The sequence below is a fragment of the Rhizobium sp. PDO1-076 genome (assembly GCF_000247475.1).
In the GTDB taxonomy this organism is placed as follows: domain Bacteria; phylum Pseudomonadota; class Alphaproteobacteria; order Rhizobiales; family Rhizobiaceae; genus Allorhizobium.
The window spans coordinates 1-13,934 of the sequence record NZ_AHZC01000023.1; the positions used below are offsets into that span (position 1 = coordinate 1).

General features: G+C 63.2%; 13 protein-coding genes. All 13 read left to right on the forward strand.

Going from position 1 to position 13,934, the window contains the following annotated elements; genetic code table 11:
• The coding region (locus PDO_RS02260; RefSeq protein ID WP_007597235.1) for a hypothetical protein at positions 1–216 on the forward strand (216 nt) is incomplete at its 5' end.
• A gap of 120 nt (positions 217–336) precedes the next feature.
• Complete coding sequence (locus PDO_RS27520; protein ID WP_007597238.1) at positions 337–651, forward strand: hypothetical protein; 315 nt, start codon at positions 337–339, stop codon at positions 649–651.
• Positions 652–740: 89 nt separating this feature from the next.
• Positions 741–1,406: a response regulator transcription factor gene (locus PDO_RS02270; protein WP_007597245.1), complete on the forward strand. Its 666-nt coding sequence runs from the start codon at positions 741–743 to the stop codon at positions 1,404–1,406.
• Positions 1,403–2,797, forward strand: coding sequence for a sensor histidine kinase (locus tag PDO_RS02275; RefSeq protein ID WP_007597246.1), 1,395 nt, complete (start codon positions 1,403–1,405; stop codon positions 2,795–2,797). The genes PDO_RS02270 and PDO_RS02275 overlap by 4 nt, the downstream gene beginning before the upstream one ends.
• A gap of 131 nt (positions 2,798–2,928) precedes the next feature.
• Entirely contained in the window at positions 2,929–3,342 is a 414-nt protein-coding gene (locus PDO_RS02280; protein WP_037072385.1) for a membrane protein, read from the forward strand.
• Positions 3,343–3,552: 210 nt separating this feature from the next.
• Positions 3,553–4,755 (forward strand): c-type cytochrome biogenesis protein CcmI, encoded by a 1,203-nt coding sequence (gene ccmI / locus PDO_RS02285; RefSeq protein WP_007597248.1) that lies wholly within the window; start codon positions 3,553–3,555, stop codon positions 4,753–4,755.
• Complete coding sequence (gene ccmE, locus PDO_RS02290) at positions 4,752–5,201, forward strand: cytochrome c maturation protein CcmE (RefSeq protein WP_007597249.1); 450 nt, start codon at positions 4,752–4,754, stop codon at positions 5,199–5,201. Before ccmI ends, ccmE begins: the two co-directional genes overlap by 4 nt.
• Complete coding sequence (locus tag PDO_RS02295) at positions 5,198–7,198, forward strand: heme lyase CcmF/NrfE family subunit (protein ID WP_007597250.1); 2,001 nt, start codon at positions 5,198–5,200, stop codon at positions 7,196–7,198. The genes ccmE and PDO_RS02295 overlap by 4 nt, the downstream gene beginning before the upstream one ends.
• Before the next feature lie 146 nt (positions 7,199–7,344).
• Complete coding sequence (locus PDO_RS02300) at positions 7,345–7,803, forward strand: cytochrome c-type biogenesis protein (RefSeq protein ID WP_037072387.1); 459 nt, start codon at positions 7,345–7,347, stop codon at positions 7,801–7,803.
• A 158-nt stretch (positions 7,804–7,961) separates the two neighbouring features.
• A complete protein-coding gene (locus PDO_RS02305; protein ID WP_007597258.1) occupies positions 7,962–9,533 on the forward strand; it encodes a Do family serine endopeptidase in 1,572 nt (523 codons plus the stop codon).
• A 207-nt stretch (positions 9,534–9,740) separates the two neighbouring features.
• Positions 9,741–10,499, forward strand: a complete 759-nt coding sequence (locus PDO_RS02310; protein ID WP_007597260.1) for a response regulator transcription factor — start codon at positions 9,741–9,743, stop codon at positions 10,497–10,499.
• A 1-nt stretch (position 10,500) separates the two neighbouring features.
• Complete coding sequence (locus PDO_RS02315; RefSeq protein WP_007597262.1) at positions 10,501–11,979, forward strand: sensor histidine kinase; 1,479 nt, start codon at positions 10,501–10,503, stop codon at positions 11,977–11,979.
• A gap of 60 nt (positions 11,980–12,039) precedes the next feature.
• Positions 12,040–13,934 (forward strand): bifunctional [glutamine synthetase] adenylyltransferase/[glutamine synthetase]-adenylyl-L-tyrosine phosphorylase (locus PDO_RS02320; RefSeq protein ID WP_007597264.1); only part of this gene is annotated, 1,895 nt, incomplete at its 3' end.

Below are 13,934 nucleotides of genomic sequence, written 5' to 3' on the forward strand. Positions count from 1 at the left end.
GACATCATGCTGGATATGAAACCCTGGTACCAGTCGAAGACCGTCTGGGGCGCCCTGATCGCCATGGCGGCGCCGCTGCTGCGCGGCGCGGGGCTCGATCTCGGAGGCAGCGATCAGGCAGCGCTTGCCGATGCGCTGGTCACGCTGGCCGGCACGTTCGGCGGCCTGCTTGCGCTCTATGGCCGGTTGACGGCGACGAAGGGCGTGGGCGGCTGAGGGTCGAAATGGGAGCCGGATCACGCTCATCCACACCACATGGACAAGCATTCATTTGCCATTCAGAAGGCTTACGGTACATAAATTCATGAGAGTGGACCTCACCAAGAAGAAGCAGCAATGGCATTATTCATGAAAATCACGGGATTGGCGTTCGCCATAGCCGTGTCTGGGGCCGTACCGTTGGTCGCGTCTGCGGCCGTGGCTCCCCTGCCTGCATTCGGGCAAGAGGCTATAAAGCCGCAGCGGGTTGACGGTCAGATGGTGGCGCAGAACGCGGCCGATTGCCGCGCAGCGGCGGCGCGAGTCGTGGCAGAAATCGGCGGGCAGTTGCTTTCGGTGCGCGAATCGGGCGGTGAATGCGTGATCATTGTGCTCGTGCCGGGCAATGGCAGCGAGCGTCCCCGCAAGGTGACCATGCGGGTCGCCGGGTGATCGGCACCCGGCCGTCCGGTGGGGCGGTCGAGACATAAGCCGGTGCATGCAAGTTACGATACATATGGGAATACTGGGGGTAGGGCTTCATGCGCATTCTCGTCGTCGAGGACGATATCAATCTCAATCGCCAGCTGGTCGAGGCCTTGCATGAAGCGGGCTACGTTGTCGACAAGGCCTTTGATGGCGAAGAGGGCCACTTCCTCGGCGACACCGAGCCCTATGATGCTGTCATCCTCGATATCGGCCTGCCGGAGATGGACGGCATTACGTTGCTGGAAAAATGGCGGGCCTCGGGCCGGGTGATGCCGGTGCTGATCTTGACTGCCCGCGACCGCTGGTCGGACAAGGTTGCCGGTATCGATGCGGGCGCCGACGACTATGTCACCAAGCCCTTCCATGTCGAGGAAGTGCTCGCCCGCATCCGCGCGCTGATCCGCCGCGCCGCCGGCCATGCCTCGTCGGAAATCGTTTGCGGCCCGGTCCGCCTCGACACCAAGAGTTCCAAGGCCGTGGTCAACGGCGTGACGCTGAAGCTCACCTCGCACGAATACCGGCTCCTGTCCTACCTCATGCACCACATGGGCGAGGTCGTGTCGCGCACCGAACTGGTCGAGCATCTCTACGATCAGGATTTCGACCGCGACAGCAACACGATCGAGGTTTTCGTCGGCCGTCTGCGCAAGAAGATCGGCATCGACATGATCGAGACCGTGCGCGGCCTAGGCTACCGTATCCAAGCCCCTGCTGCATGAAGATCCGCTCGCTCACCGCGCGCGTCCTCCTGCTCGCCACCCTCTGGTCGGCGCTGTCATTTGTGACGATCGCGGTGGCGATTTCCACCCTCTACCGCGAGGGTGTCGAACGCGGCTTCAACAATCTCCTGCGCGCCCAGCTCTATAACGTCGTCAATTCGGTCTCTATCGGCGACGGCGACAGCCTTGCCGGCAGTCCGGCGCTTGGCGATCTCCGGTTTTCCCAGCCCGAGACCGGCTGGTACTGGCTGGTCGAGCCGCTGGGGAACTACGCGACGGCGCCACTGGCGTCCGCGTCGCTCGGCATGGCCAATCTCGCTGTTCCGGGCCTCGACGAGACGCCGTTCGACGAGAATTACGAGCGCTTCTATGAAATGGACGACAGCGTCGGAAACCGCATCCGCGTCGTCGAAACCGAGGTCGTTCTCGACGACCAGGGGCGGGCGGCGCGGTTTCGCGTTTCCGGCAATCTGGAAGTCATCGAGGAAGAAATCGCCTTCTTCAGCAACCGGCTCTATGCGGCGCTCGCCGTGGTCGGCATCGGTGGCCTGATCGTCAATGGTCTCGCCATTCTCTACGGCCTGAAGCCGCTCGATCGTGCCCGCCGGGCGCTGGAGCGCATCCGCCGCGGCGAAGCGGAGCGCATCGAGGGTGAATTCCCCCGCGAGATCCAGCCGTTGGCCAGCGAGATAAACGCGCTGATCGAAAGCAACCGGCGCCTAGTCGAGCGCGCCCGCATGCAGGTCGGCAATCTCGCCCATTCGCTGAAAACGCCGATCGCCGTGCTGCTCAACGAGGCGCGCACGCTCGACAAGACCCATGCCGAGGTGATCAGCAGCCAGGCGGAAGCGATGCAGGCGCAGGTCGGCTCCTATCTCAACCGGGCGCGCATTGCCGCCCAGCGCGACAGCGTACTGGCCAGGACGGACGCCCTGCCTGTGCTGGAGCGCCTGGTGCGGGTGATGCGCAAGCTGAATGCCGAGATCGATTTTGTCCTGGAGGTCGCACCCGATCTGACCTTCGCCATGGAACAGCAGGATGTCGAGGAAGTCGTCGGCAACCTGCTCGAAAACGCCTCGCGCTTTGCAAAGACCCGTGTGGTGACCCGCATTACCGCAACGCCGCCCGCCGAAGGCGCGCAGGACGGACGACGCAGCTGGGCCGAGGTGACGGTCGAGGATGATGGACCGGGGTTGTTGCCCGAACAGATCGGCGAGGCGCTAAAGCGCGGCCGTAGGCTCGACGAGAGCAAGCCGGGAACCGGACTCGGTCTGTCGATCGTCAAGGAGATTTCCGGCGAATATCAGGGCAGTTTTGGCCTGTCGCGCGCCGAGATCGGCGGACTTCGCGCACAAGTGACCCTTCCGGCTGTGACAAAGGACACTGCGTGATCAATTTTCCTATGAGATTACATAGAGCTATGAAATTATGGCGGTGGGCCGTAAAGATGCGATGTGTTTGACACAGCAAAGCGGATACCGTGGTAATGCTTGAACGTTTCGATGAGACTTGGACTGGTGTGATGGGTGTTTCGCGATTTGGGTCCGCAGCAGTCGCCGTCGTGGCGATGATGGCGCTTTCGGCTTGCACCACGACGGGTGGCAAGGAGGGGGCTTCGGCAAAGACTGATTCCGCCGTGTATATTGCAGCCCTTCAGGGTGGCATCGTCTCGCGCACCGGTGTCAAACTGTCGAAGAGTGAAACGCAGCGGGCACTTGAGGCCGAATACCGAGCTCTGGAGGCGTCAGCCGGCGGTCAGCCGGTGATCTGGGCAGGCAGCAGCGTCAGCGGCCAGGTGGTGGCGGCGGCTCCCTATCAGGTTGGCAAGCAGAATTGCCGCCAGTTTACCCACAAGCTGAACGACGGTGGACGCGAGATCCAGGCCCGCGGCGTTGCCTGTCGCAATGCCAACGGCACATGGACGCCGCTGAGCTGACGCGGACCTGACACCGCTGGCATCACACAGGCCCGAGTTCAGGCTGATGGCGGCTTCGCAGGCGACGAAAACCGCGTGTGGAATTGCGCTAGGTCAAAGTTGGCCCGCAATCGCTCGCCTATAGATCGCTCTTGCGGCCAAACGCCTCAACTTTGTGTCATTGGCCGTTTGTCTGTTGGAATGCGACCTGCGTTGCAGTAATTGGGCCTCATGCTGTTCTGGATCCTATCCGCCTTGTTGACGGTTGCCGTCGCTGTCCTGCTCCTGCTGCCGCTGATGCGCGCGGGAGCCCGTACCCATGGTGACGACGAAGGCGAGGCCGCTGTCTACCGCGACCAGCTGCGCGAACTCGAGAGCGACAAGGCAGGCGGGCTGATCTCGACCGAGGATGCCGCCTATGCCCGCGCGGAAATCGGACGCCGGCTTCTGGCTGTCTCTGCGGTGGAGAATGCCGCAGAGACGGACGGTGCTGGACCGGAGCCGACCGCCGCCCCGGCGAGGCGCAAGGCCTATGCCCTGTCGCAGGCCTTCATTATCCTCTGTCTTCCCGCCATCGGGCTCTATGTCTATCTGCTGACCGGCAGTCCGGGCACGCCGGCAGCGCCGCTGGCGGCGCGCATCGAGAACCCCGGCGACGACGTGACGCTTTTGATCGCCAAGGTCGAGCGGCATCTGGCGACCAGTCCCGAAGACGGCGCCGGCTGGGACGTCTTGGCACCGGTCTATGTGCGGGTAGGGCGCCTGGCCGATGCCGAGCTTGCCTATCGCAATGCCATCCGGCTGCTCGGACCAGGCGCCGACCGCATGAACGGGCTTGCCGAAACGCTGGTCACGCTCAATGACGGCATCGTCACCGAGAATGCACGCCAGGCCTTTGAGGCATCGGTCAAACTCCAGCCAGACAACCCGCGCGCCGATTATTATCTGGCGCTCGCTTTGGAGCAGGCCGGCCGCAAGGAAGATGCTCTGGTCGCATTCCAGAACATCGCCAAGGCATCGCCGCCGACGGCCCCGTGGGTGGACCTGATCAACCGGCATATCGAAGTCAACAGTTCCGGCATGCCGCTTGCCGATGCGCCGGCAGCACCGGTGGCCGAAGTGGGCAGCGCCAAGCCGCTCGGTGCACCGACGGCAGAGGATGTGACGGCCGCTCAAGCCATGTCCGAAGGCGACCGGTCCCAGATGATCCGCGGCATGGTCGACAGTCTCGACGCCAAGCTGAAAGAGGATCCGAACAATTTCGAAGGCTGGATGCGGCTGGTCCGTTCTCATGCCATGCTCAAGCAACCGGACCGCGCCGTTGAAGCACTGAAGGAGGGCCTGAAAACCTTCCCGGCTTCGGGCGCTGAAGGCCAGCAACTGATCGCGGCTGCGCGCGATCTCGGCCTTTCTGTCGAGGAGATCGTACAATGACCCGCAAGCAGAAGCGTCTCGCCGTGATCGCCGGCGGCATGGGCTTCATCCTGACGGCGGTGCTTCTGGTGATGTTCGCCTTTGGCCAGTCGATCGCCTATTTCTACATGCCGTCCGACATCGCCACCAAGGGCGTCGGCCCTGATACCCGCATCCGCCTCGGCGGTCTGGTCGCCGAGGGCTCGGTGGTGCGCAGCGAGGGATCGACGGTGAAATTTTCGGTCACCGACGGCAATGGTACCGTGCCGGTAATGTATACCGGCATCCTGCCCGACCTGTTCCGCGAGGGGCAGGGGGTGGTGACCGAAGGCATGTTTACCGCCGGAAGCCAGGTGTTTGTCGCCGATACCGTGCTGGCCAAGCATGACGAGAACTACATGCCGAAGGAAGTTGCCGACCGCCTGAAACAGGACGGCGTCTGGCAGGGCGGGGAAAAGACCCAATGATCATTGAGCTTGGCCACTATGCCCTGGTTCTGGCGCTTGCCACCTGTCTGGTGATCTCGGTGCTGCCGGTGATCGGCGCACGGCGCGGAGACGCGGCCCTGATGGCGGTCGCGACCACCGGCACCTATGCGCTGTTTGGCCTTGTCGCCTTTTCCTTCGGGGTGCTGACCTGGGGTTATGTGGTCTCCGACTTCTCGGTGCAGAACGTCTACGAAAACTCCCATTCGATGAAGCCGATGATCTACAAGATCTCCGGTGTCTGGGGCAATCACGAGGGCTCGATGATGCTCTGGGTGCTGATCCTGACGCTGTTTTCGGCGATGGTCGCCTTTTTCGGCACCAATCTGCCGGATCGCCTGAAGGCCAATGTGCTTTCGGTGCAGGCTTGGATCACGACGGCGTTCACGCTGTTCATCCTCCTGACATCGAACCCGTTCGTGCGCCTGTCGCCGGTGCCGGCCGAAGGCCAGGACCTCAATCCGGTGCTGCAGGATATCGGCCTCGCCATCCATCCGCCGCTGCTCTATCTCGGCTATGTCGGCTTCTCCGTGTGTTTCTCGTTTGCCATCGCAGCATTGATCGACGGCCGCATCGATGCTGCCTGGGCGCGCTGGGTCCGGCCCTGGACGCTGACCGCCTGGACCTTCCTGACCGCCGGTATCTCGATGGGCTCCTACTGGGCCTATTACGAACTCGGCTGGGGCGGCTGGTGGTTCTGGGATCCGGTCGAAAACGCCTCCTTCATGCCCTGGCTTGCCGGCACGGCACTGCTGCATTCGGCGCTGGTCATGGAAAAACGCGACGCGCTGAAGATCTGGACGGTGCTGCTCGCCATCATCGCCTTTTCGCTGTCGCTGCTCGGCACTTTCCTGGTGCGCTCGGGCGTCCTGACCTCGGTGCATGCGTTTGCCACGGATCCCACCCGCGGCATCTTCATTCTCTGCATCCTGATCATCTTCATCGGCGGCGCGCTCACCCTGTTTGCCCTGCGCGCACCGACACTGAAGGCCGGTGGCCTGTTCCAGCCGATTTCGCGCGAAGGAGCACTGGTCCTCAACAACCTGATCCTGACCGTCTCGGCCGCGACCGTCCTGATCGGCACGCTCTATCCGCTGCTGCTCGAAACGCTGACCGACGAGAAGATCTCGGTCGGCCCGCCTTTCTTCAACCTGACCTTCGGCTTCCTGATGGCGCCGCTGCTGCTGGCAGTGCCCTTCGGGCCGATGCTCGCCTGGAAGCGCGGCGACCTGCTGGCGGCCCTGCAGCGGCTGTATCTGGCGGCCGGACTGGCGCTGGTGGCGGGACTTGTTCTGTTTTATGCCGAAAACGGCGGCCCGGTTCTGGCCGTTGTCGGTCTCGCCATGGCCTTCTTCCTGATTTTTGGGGCGCTCGCCGATCTCTGGTTTCGTGCGGGATTCGGCAAGCAGACGGCGTCGATCGCCTGGAGCCGGCTGAAGGGCCTGCCGCGCTCGGCCTTCGGCACCTCGCTTGCCCATATGGGGCTCGGCATCACCGTGCTTGGCATCGTTGCGGTCACGACCTTCGAGACGGAAACCGTGGTCGAGATGAAGCCGGGCATGACCGCCGAGGCCGGTGGGTTCGTGTTAACATTTGACGGCATGCGGGCTGGCCAGGGGCCGAACTATACCGAGGACCGCGGCCATTTCACCATCCGCAAGGCTGGCGTCGCGGTTGCCGATGTCTGGTCCTCCAAGCGGCTTTATACCGCGCGGCGCATGCCGACGACCGAAGCCGGCATCGTCACCTTCGGGCTCAGCCAGCTCTATGTCTCGCTCGGCGACCCGATGGCCGATGGCGGCCTGGTCGTGCGCATCTGGTGGAAGCCGTGGATCCTGTGCATCTGGCTCGGCACCGTGGTGATGATGGCCGGCGGTGTCGTGTCGCTGTCGGATCGGCGGCTGCGTGTCGGCGTGCCGAAGCGGCGCGCCAAGGTCGTAGCACCGGTGCCGGGACAGGTGGCGGAGGCGGCGGAATGAAGGCCTGGTTTCAGAAGATTGCCCCTCATCCGGCTGCTGCCACCTTCTCCCCGCAAGCGGGGAGAAGGGCGAACCCGTTGACGCCCGCGATCCCCTCTCCCCGCTTGCGGGGAGAGGGTCAGGGTGAGGGGCAAAGACGTCTGGCACTGCAGCGGATCTTCCTCCTCCTCGTCCTTCTGTTCGCCCCCATCCATGCCTTCGCCGTCAATCCCGATGAGGTGCTGGCCGATCCCGCCTTGGAACATCGGGCGCGGACCCTGTCGTCGGAATTGCGCTGCATGGTCTGCCAGAACCAGTCGATCGACGATTCCAATGCCGAGCTTGCCCGCGATCTGCGGCTTGTCGTGCGCGAGCGGCTGGTCAATGGCGATAGCGATGAGCAGGTTCTTGATTATGTCGTGTCGCGATACGGTGAATTCGTGCTGTTGAAGCCGCGGCTGAGTGCCAAGACGCTGATCTTGTGGGGTGCGCCGGCCGCGCTCGCACTCGTCGCCCTGATCGTTGCCGTCTTTTACGCCCGCCGCCGGGCCAATGATCGTGATCCGGCGGAGAAGCTGTCGGCCGAGGAAGAGGCGCGGCTTGGCAGGTTGATGGACGGGGATTAGGCCAAAGTTCGCAGGAAACTTTCAGCCAAGATTACGAAGAATTCATCTGCCGTACAGTTCGCAGTAAGGTGGCAGCCCCTATATCTTTCTTCATCCACCGCTTCAAAACCGCCGATAGCCGGCGGCTCCAGTCGGAAGAAATGATGAAGGTAAGATCCATGACCGAGACTAAAGATCGTTCAAACTTCAAGAAGATCCTGAAGAATTCGACCGTTGCCGGCCTGGCCGTCGCGATGATGGTCGGTGCAGTTCCGCTTGTTGTGCTCAATGCCTATGCCGAGCCAGTCACCGTGACCGCGCCGCAGGTTCCGAGCTTCAGTGATGTCGTGGCTGCGGTGCAGCCGGCCGTCGTGTCGGTCCGTGTCCAGTCGAACATCCAGAACACGTCCAACGACGAAAGCAATTTCTCCTTCAACTTCGGTGGTCGTGATTTCAACGACCTGCCGGACGATCATCCGCTGAAGCGCTTCTTCAAAGAATTCGGCGGTCCGGGCGGCCCGGGTGGCCCGAATGAGGAAGCGCGTCCGCCGCGCGGTCCCAAGGGTCACGGCCGTCACGAGGGTCGCCTGCGTCCGACCTCCCAGGGCTCCGGCTTCTTCATCTCTGAGGACGGCTATATCGTCACCAACAACCACGTCGTCGACGAGGGTGCTGCCTTCACCATCGTGATGAACGATGGCAAGGAGCTCGATGCCAAGCTGGTCGGCAAGGACAGCCGCACCGATCTCGCCTTGCTCAAGATCGAGAACCCGAAGCAGAAGTTCACCTATGTGAAGTTCGCCGATGACGAGAAGTCCCGCGTCGGTGACTGGGTCGTGGCTGTCGGCAACCCGTTCGGCCTTGGCGGCACGGTCACCGCCGGTATCATCTCGGCCCGTGGCCGCGACATCGGCTCCGGCCCCTATGACGACTACCTGCAGATCGACGCTGCGGTGAACCGCGGCAATTCCGGTGGCCCTGACTTCAACCTGAGCGGCGAAGTCGTCGGCATCAACACCGCGATCTTCTCGCCGTCCGGCGGCAATGTCGGCATCGCCTTTGCCATCCCGGCTTCCGTTGCCAAGGATGTCATCGAAAAGCTGAAGGATGGCGGCACCGTCGAACGCGGTTGGCTCGGTGTACAGATCCAGCCGGTGACCGACGATATCGCCGACTCGCTCGGCCTGTCGGAAGCATCGGGTGCGCTGGTCGTGTCGCCGCAGGCGGGTTCGCCAGGTGAAAAGGCCGGTATCAAGCAGGGTGACGTGGTGACTGCCGTCAACGGCGAGCCGGTCAAGGATCCGCGCGATCTCGCCCGTCGCATCGCAGCCTTTGCCCCTGACACCACCGTCGATGTCGCTCTGTGGCGCGAAGGCAAGGCAACCGAGGTCAAGGTCAAGCTCGGCGAACTACCGACCGAACAGGCCTCGGCTACCGAAGGCACCGAAGAAGATGCCGCACCGGCGCCGGCCGTCGAGCAGGAACTGGCCAATCTCGGCCTTTCCGTTCGCCCGTCTGAAGACGGCAAGGGCCTCGCCATCGTCGATGTCGATCCGGACAGCGACGCTGCCGACAAGGGTATGAAGGCCGGCGAGACGATCACCTCGGTCAACAACCAGGAAGTCTCCTCGGTTGCCGACGTCCAGAAGGTCGTCGACCAGGCGAAGAAGGACGGACGCACCCGCGCCCTGTTCCAGGTTCAGTCGGAAAGCGGCAGCCGCTTCGTCGCACTGCCGATCAACCAGGGCTGATCACGCGGCCTATGTGTCGAGGGCGCCGACGGTATCTTAACCGGGCGGCGCCCTTTTCTATTCCGGCATGACCGGGACCTTGGTCACGCGCCTGGCTTAGCCAAGGACGGGGCCAGTGATTGGGCCAAGGACTGGACCCACGATTGGGCCAGATACATGGCCACAGACCCGGCGAGACAGCCGGGACGAAGGACAGGGATACACAGCATGATCACCGACGAAACGACAGCCGTGCAAAGTGGTGAAACCGGTTGGACGGATGCGACAGCCGGCGCTAATGTCGCCCACATGAAAATACTGGTGATTGAAGACGATCTCGAGGCTGCGGCCTATATGACGAAGGCTTTCCGCGAGGCCGGCATCGTCGCCGATCATGCGAGCGACGGCGAAAGCGGTCTGTTCATGGGATCGGAGAATACCTATGACGTGATGGTGGTCGACCGCATGCTGCCGCGCCGCGATGGCTTGTCCGTGATCACCGAACTGCGCAAGCGCGGCGTCGACACGCCGGTGCTGATCTTGTCGGCGCTTGGCCAGGTCGACGACCGCGTCACCGGGCTTCGCGCCGGCGGCGACGATTATCTGCCCAAGCCTTATGCCTTTTCCGAACTGCTCGCCCGTGTCGAGGTTCTTGGCCGCCGCAAGGGCAAGCCCGAACAGGACATGGTCTACCGCGTCGGCGATCTGGAACTCGACCGGCTCTCCCACGAAGTGAAGCGCGCCGGCAAGGACGTGCTGCTGCAGCCGCGCGAATTCCGCCTGCTCGAATATCTGATGAAAAACGCGGGACAGGTGGTGACCCGCACCATGCTGCTCGAAAATGTCTGGGATTACCACTTCGATCCGCAGACCAATGTCATCGACGTGCATGTGTCGCGCCTGCGCTCGAAGATCGAGAAGGATTTCGACCGGCCGTTGCTGAAAACAGTGCGCGGTGCCGGCTACATGATCAAGGACGAAGGCTGACATGCCGGTGAAAAGCCGTTTGGGCGTGTTGTTCAAGTCGACGGCCGTCAGGCTGTCTGCGCTCTACATCCTGCTCTTTGCCCTCTGTGCGGCATTCCTCGTGTTTTACGTGACGGGCCTTTCCGAGCGCATCCTCAACAACCAGACCCGCGAAAGTCTGAAAGAGGAAGTGCAGGAGATCGAGAAGGCCTATGAGCGGGGCGGGGTCACCCAGCTTCTGCGCACCATGGAACGGCGCGCCCGCCAGCCGGGCGCAAATCTTTATGTCATCGCCGGGCCGAACGGCGAGATCGTTGCCGGCAATGTCGCCTCCGTCCAGCCGGGCGTCTTCGACGAAGAGGGCTGGACGGGATTTCCCTTCCGCTACGAGCGCTACGACGACAGCGGCGGCGTGAAGCGCCATCTGGCGACCGCGCATGTGTTTTTCCTCGACAACGGCTTTCGCGTGCTGGTCGGGCGTGATCTCGGCGAACCGAGCAAACTTCGGCTATTGGTGCGCCAGGCCCTGATGGTGGCCCTGCTGATCATGGGCATCGGAGCCGTGGTGATCTGGTTTGCCATCGGCCGCAATGCGCTGAAACGCATCGACCGCGTTTCGGCCGCAAGCCAGAAGATCACCGCGGGCGACTTGTCGCAGCGTCTGCCGGTTTCCGGCTCGGGCGACGAATTCGACCGGCTGTCCTCGTCGCTGAACGGCATGCTGGGCCGTATCGAGCAGTTGAACGAGGGGTTGCGCCAGGTCTCCGACAATATTGCCCATGACCTGAAGACTCCCCTGACGCGGCTGCGCAACAAGGCGTCCGATGCACTGTCGGCCGTGGACGAGAGCGCCAAACATGCCGCGCTGGAAGCGATCATCGTCGAATCCGACCAGTTGATCCGCACCTTCAACGCATTGCTGATGATTTCACGCGTCGAGGCCGGCTCGATTGCCGCCGAACTGACGGATATTGATCTTTCCGCGATTGCCGCCGACAGCGCCGAACTCTACGAGCCGGTGGTCGAAGAGGCCGGACAGCAGATGGTCTGCGACATCGCGCCCGGGCTTTCCGTGCGTGGCAACCGCGAGCTGATCGGCCAGGCGATCTCCAACCTGATCGACAATGCCATCAAGTATGGCGCGATCAAGCCTGAGGCGAGCAAGTCCGAGGCGAGCGACTCGGAAGCGGCGCAGTCTGACGGCGTGGTTGAGCCACCCCCGGCAATCACGGTCAGGGTTGCGCGAGGTGCGTCAGGCGTCGAGATTTCCGTTTCCGACCAGGGGCCGGGCGTACCGGCAGACAAGCGGGCCGAGGTGGTCAAGCGCTTCGTCCGGCTCGACAAGAGCCGTTCCAAGCCGGGCACGGGCCTTGGTCTGTCGCTGGTCGAGGCGATCATGGCCCTGCATGGCGGCCAGCTTGTGCTGTCCGATACGCGCAGCGGCGACGAAGCCGCGCCCGGCCTGACGGCCACCATGGTCTTTCCCGGCATGAAGCCATAACCTGCCTGCGCTTGAGAGATTCGGCGAGATCTCCGGCGCAAGGGAAGGGAGGCTCATGCGATGGTGCAGCAAACTGGGGTGCAGCAAACTGGGGCGAAGCAGGCGGCAAGGCGACTGGTCGATGTATCGGACGGGGTCATTCGGCCATTCAATCAGACGGAACTGAAGGCTGCCACCGCGACGCTGAAGGATCTCGCCAGGCAGGAGCCGGTGATTGCCGAGCTGATGGCCGGCGAGACAGCGCTGCGGACCTTTATCGCCAATGCACTGACGCTGTCTCCCTACCTGCGCGATATCGCCAATCTCAAGCCGGCGCTTATGGCGGAGGCGATCAGTCAGCCGCTGGAACCGCTGCTTGCGACGGCCGTCGCCGAGGCAAGGGCGGCCTGGGTTCCCAGCGCAGACGGCATCGTTCCGACCGAAGCCGAGGTGATGACGCGGCTGCGCAATGCCAAGCGTCGGGTTTCCTTCCTGACCGCACTGGCCGATCTCGCCCGAATCTTTGACGCACGCAACACGACGGCCTGGCTGAGTGCTGTGGCCGATGCAACAGTGGCCGCCGCCATTGATCATCTGCTGCTGGCCGGGCATCAGGCCGGCAAGCTGACGCTGCGGGACATGGGCGCGCCGGCTGCGGGCAGCGGCCTGATCGTGCTCGGCATGGGCAAGCTTGGCGCCTGTGAACTCAACTATTCCTCCGATATCGATCTCGTCGTCTTCTTCGATCCGGATGCAGGCATCCTGAAAAGTCCCGATGACGCGACCGAAACCTATGGCCGGATGATGCGCCGGCTGGTGCGCATCCTGCAGGAGCGCACGGCCGACGGCTATGTCTTCCGCACCGACCTCAGGCTCAGGCCCGATCCGGGCTCGACGCCGCTCGCCGTGCCCGTCGAGGCGGCCCTGATCTATTACGAGGGCCGCGGCCAGAACTGGGAACGTGCCGCCTATATCAAGGCGCGGCCGGTCGCCGGCGACCTGAAGGCCGGCGAGGGCTTCCTGCGTGAACTGACGCCCTTCGTCTTCCGCAAATATCTCGACTATGCGGCGATCGCCGACATTCATTCGATCAAGCGGCAGATCCATGTGCACAAGGGCCATGGCGCGATCGCGGTGAAGGGCCATAACGTCAAGCTCGGCCGCGGCGGCATTCGCGAGATCGAGTTCTTCGCCCAGACCCAGCAGCTGATCGCCGGCGGCCGCATGCCGGACCTGCGGCTGCGTCCGACCGAGGCGGCGCTAAACGCGCTCGCCGGTGCCCACTGGATCGATCCGGTGACGGCGGAGGAACTGACCGGCTGCTACTGGTTTCTGCGCGATGTCGAGCACCGCATCCAGATGGTGCATGACGAGCAGACCCATGTCCTGCCCGATACCGAGGCCGAGCTGAAGCGCATCGCCTTCATGCTGGGCTTCATCGACACCACGGCCTTTTCGACAAAGCTCGAAACCGTACTGAAGACGGTGGAGCGCCGTTATGCGCGGCTGTTCGAGAAGGAGGAGGGCCTGTCGAGCGCGACCGGCAACCTGGTCTTTACCGGTCAGAAGGACGATCCCGACACGCTGAAGACGTTGAAAGGCCTTGGCTTCGAGCGGCCGGAAGATATTTCCCGCGTCATCCGCACCTGGCACTATGGCCGCTACCGCGCCACGCAATCCGTCGAAGCTCGTGAGCGCCTGACCGAACTGACGCCGGACCTGTTGAAAGCCTTCGGCGAAAGCCGGCGTGCCGATGAGGCGCTGTTGCGCTTCGACAGTTTCCTGGCCGGGCTTCCGGCCGGCATCCAGCTGTTTTCCCTGCTCGGCAACAATCCGGCCCTGCTCGACCTCCTGGTCAACATCATGTCCTCGGCGCCGAGGCTTGCCGAAATCATCGCCGCCCGGCCGCATGTCTTCGACGGCATGCTCGATCCCGGCCTGATGGTCGAGATCCCCACCCGNGACTATCTGGCAAG

Excerpts from the sequence above, each read along its gene's own strand:
- PDO_RS27520 (WP_007597238.1), top strand. The coding sequence starts at position 337 with ATGGCATTATTCATGAAAATCACGGGATTGGCGTTCGCCATAGCCGTG.
- PDO_RS02270 (WP_007597245.1), top strand. The coding sequence starts at position 741 with ATGCGCATTCTCGTCGTCGAGGACGATATCAATCTCAATCGCCAGCTG.
- PDO_RS02275 (WP_007597246.1), top strand. The coding sequence starts at position 1,403 with ATGAAGATCCGCTCGCTCACCGCGCGCGTCCTCCTGCTCGCCACCCTC.
- PDO_RS02280 (WP_037072385.1), top strand. The coding sequence starts at position 2,929 with ATGGGTGTTTCGCGATTTGGGTCCGCAGCAGTCGCCGTCGTGGCGATG.
- ccmI (WP_007597248.1), top strand. The coding sequence starts at position 3,553 with ATGCTGTTCTGGATCCTATCCGCCTTGTTGACGGTTGCCGTCGCTGTC.
- ccmE (WP_007597249.1), top strand. The coding sequence starts at position 4,752 with ATGACCCGCAAGCAGAAGCGTCTCGCCGTGATCGCCGGCGGCATGGGC.
- PDO_RS02295 (WP_007597250.1), top strand. The coding sequence starts at position 5,198 with ATGATCATTGAGCTTGGCCACTATGCCCTGGTTCTGGCGCTTGCCACC.
- PDO_RS02305 (WP_007597258.1), top strand. The coding sequence starts at position 7,962 with ATGACCGAGACTAAAGATCGTTCAAACTTCAAGAAGATCCTGAAGAAT.
- PDO_RS02310 (WP_007597260.1), top strand. The coding sequence starts at position 9,741 with ATGATCACCGACGAAACGACAGCCGTGCAAAGTGGTGAAACCGGTTGG.
- PDO_RS02315 (WP_007597262.1), top strand. The coding sequence starts at position 10,501 with ATGCCGGTGAAAAGCCGTTTGGGCGTGTTGTTCAAGTCGACGGCCGTC.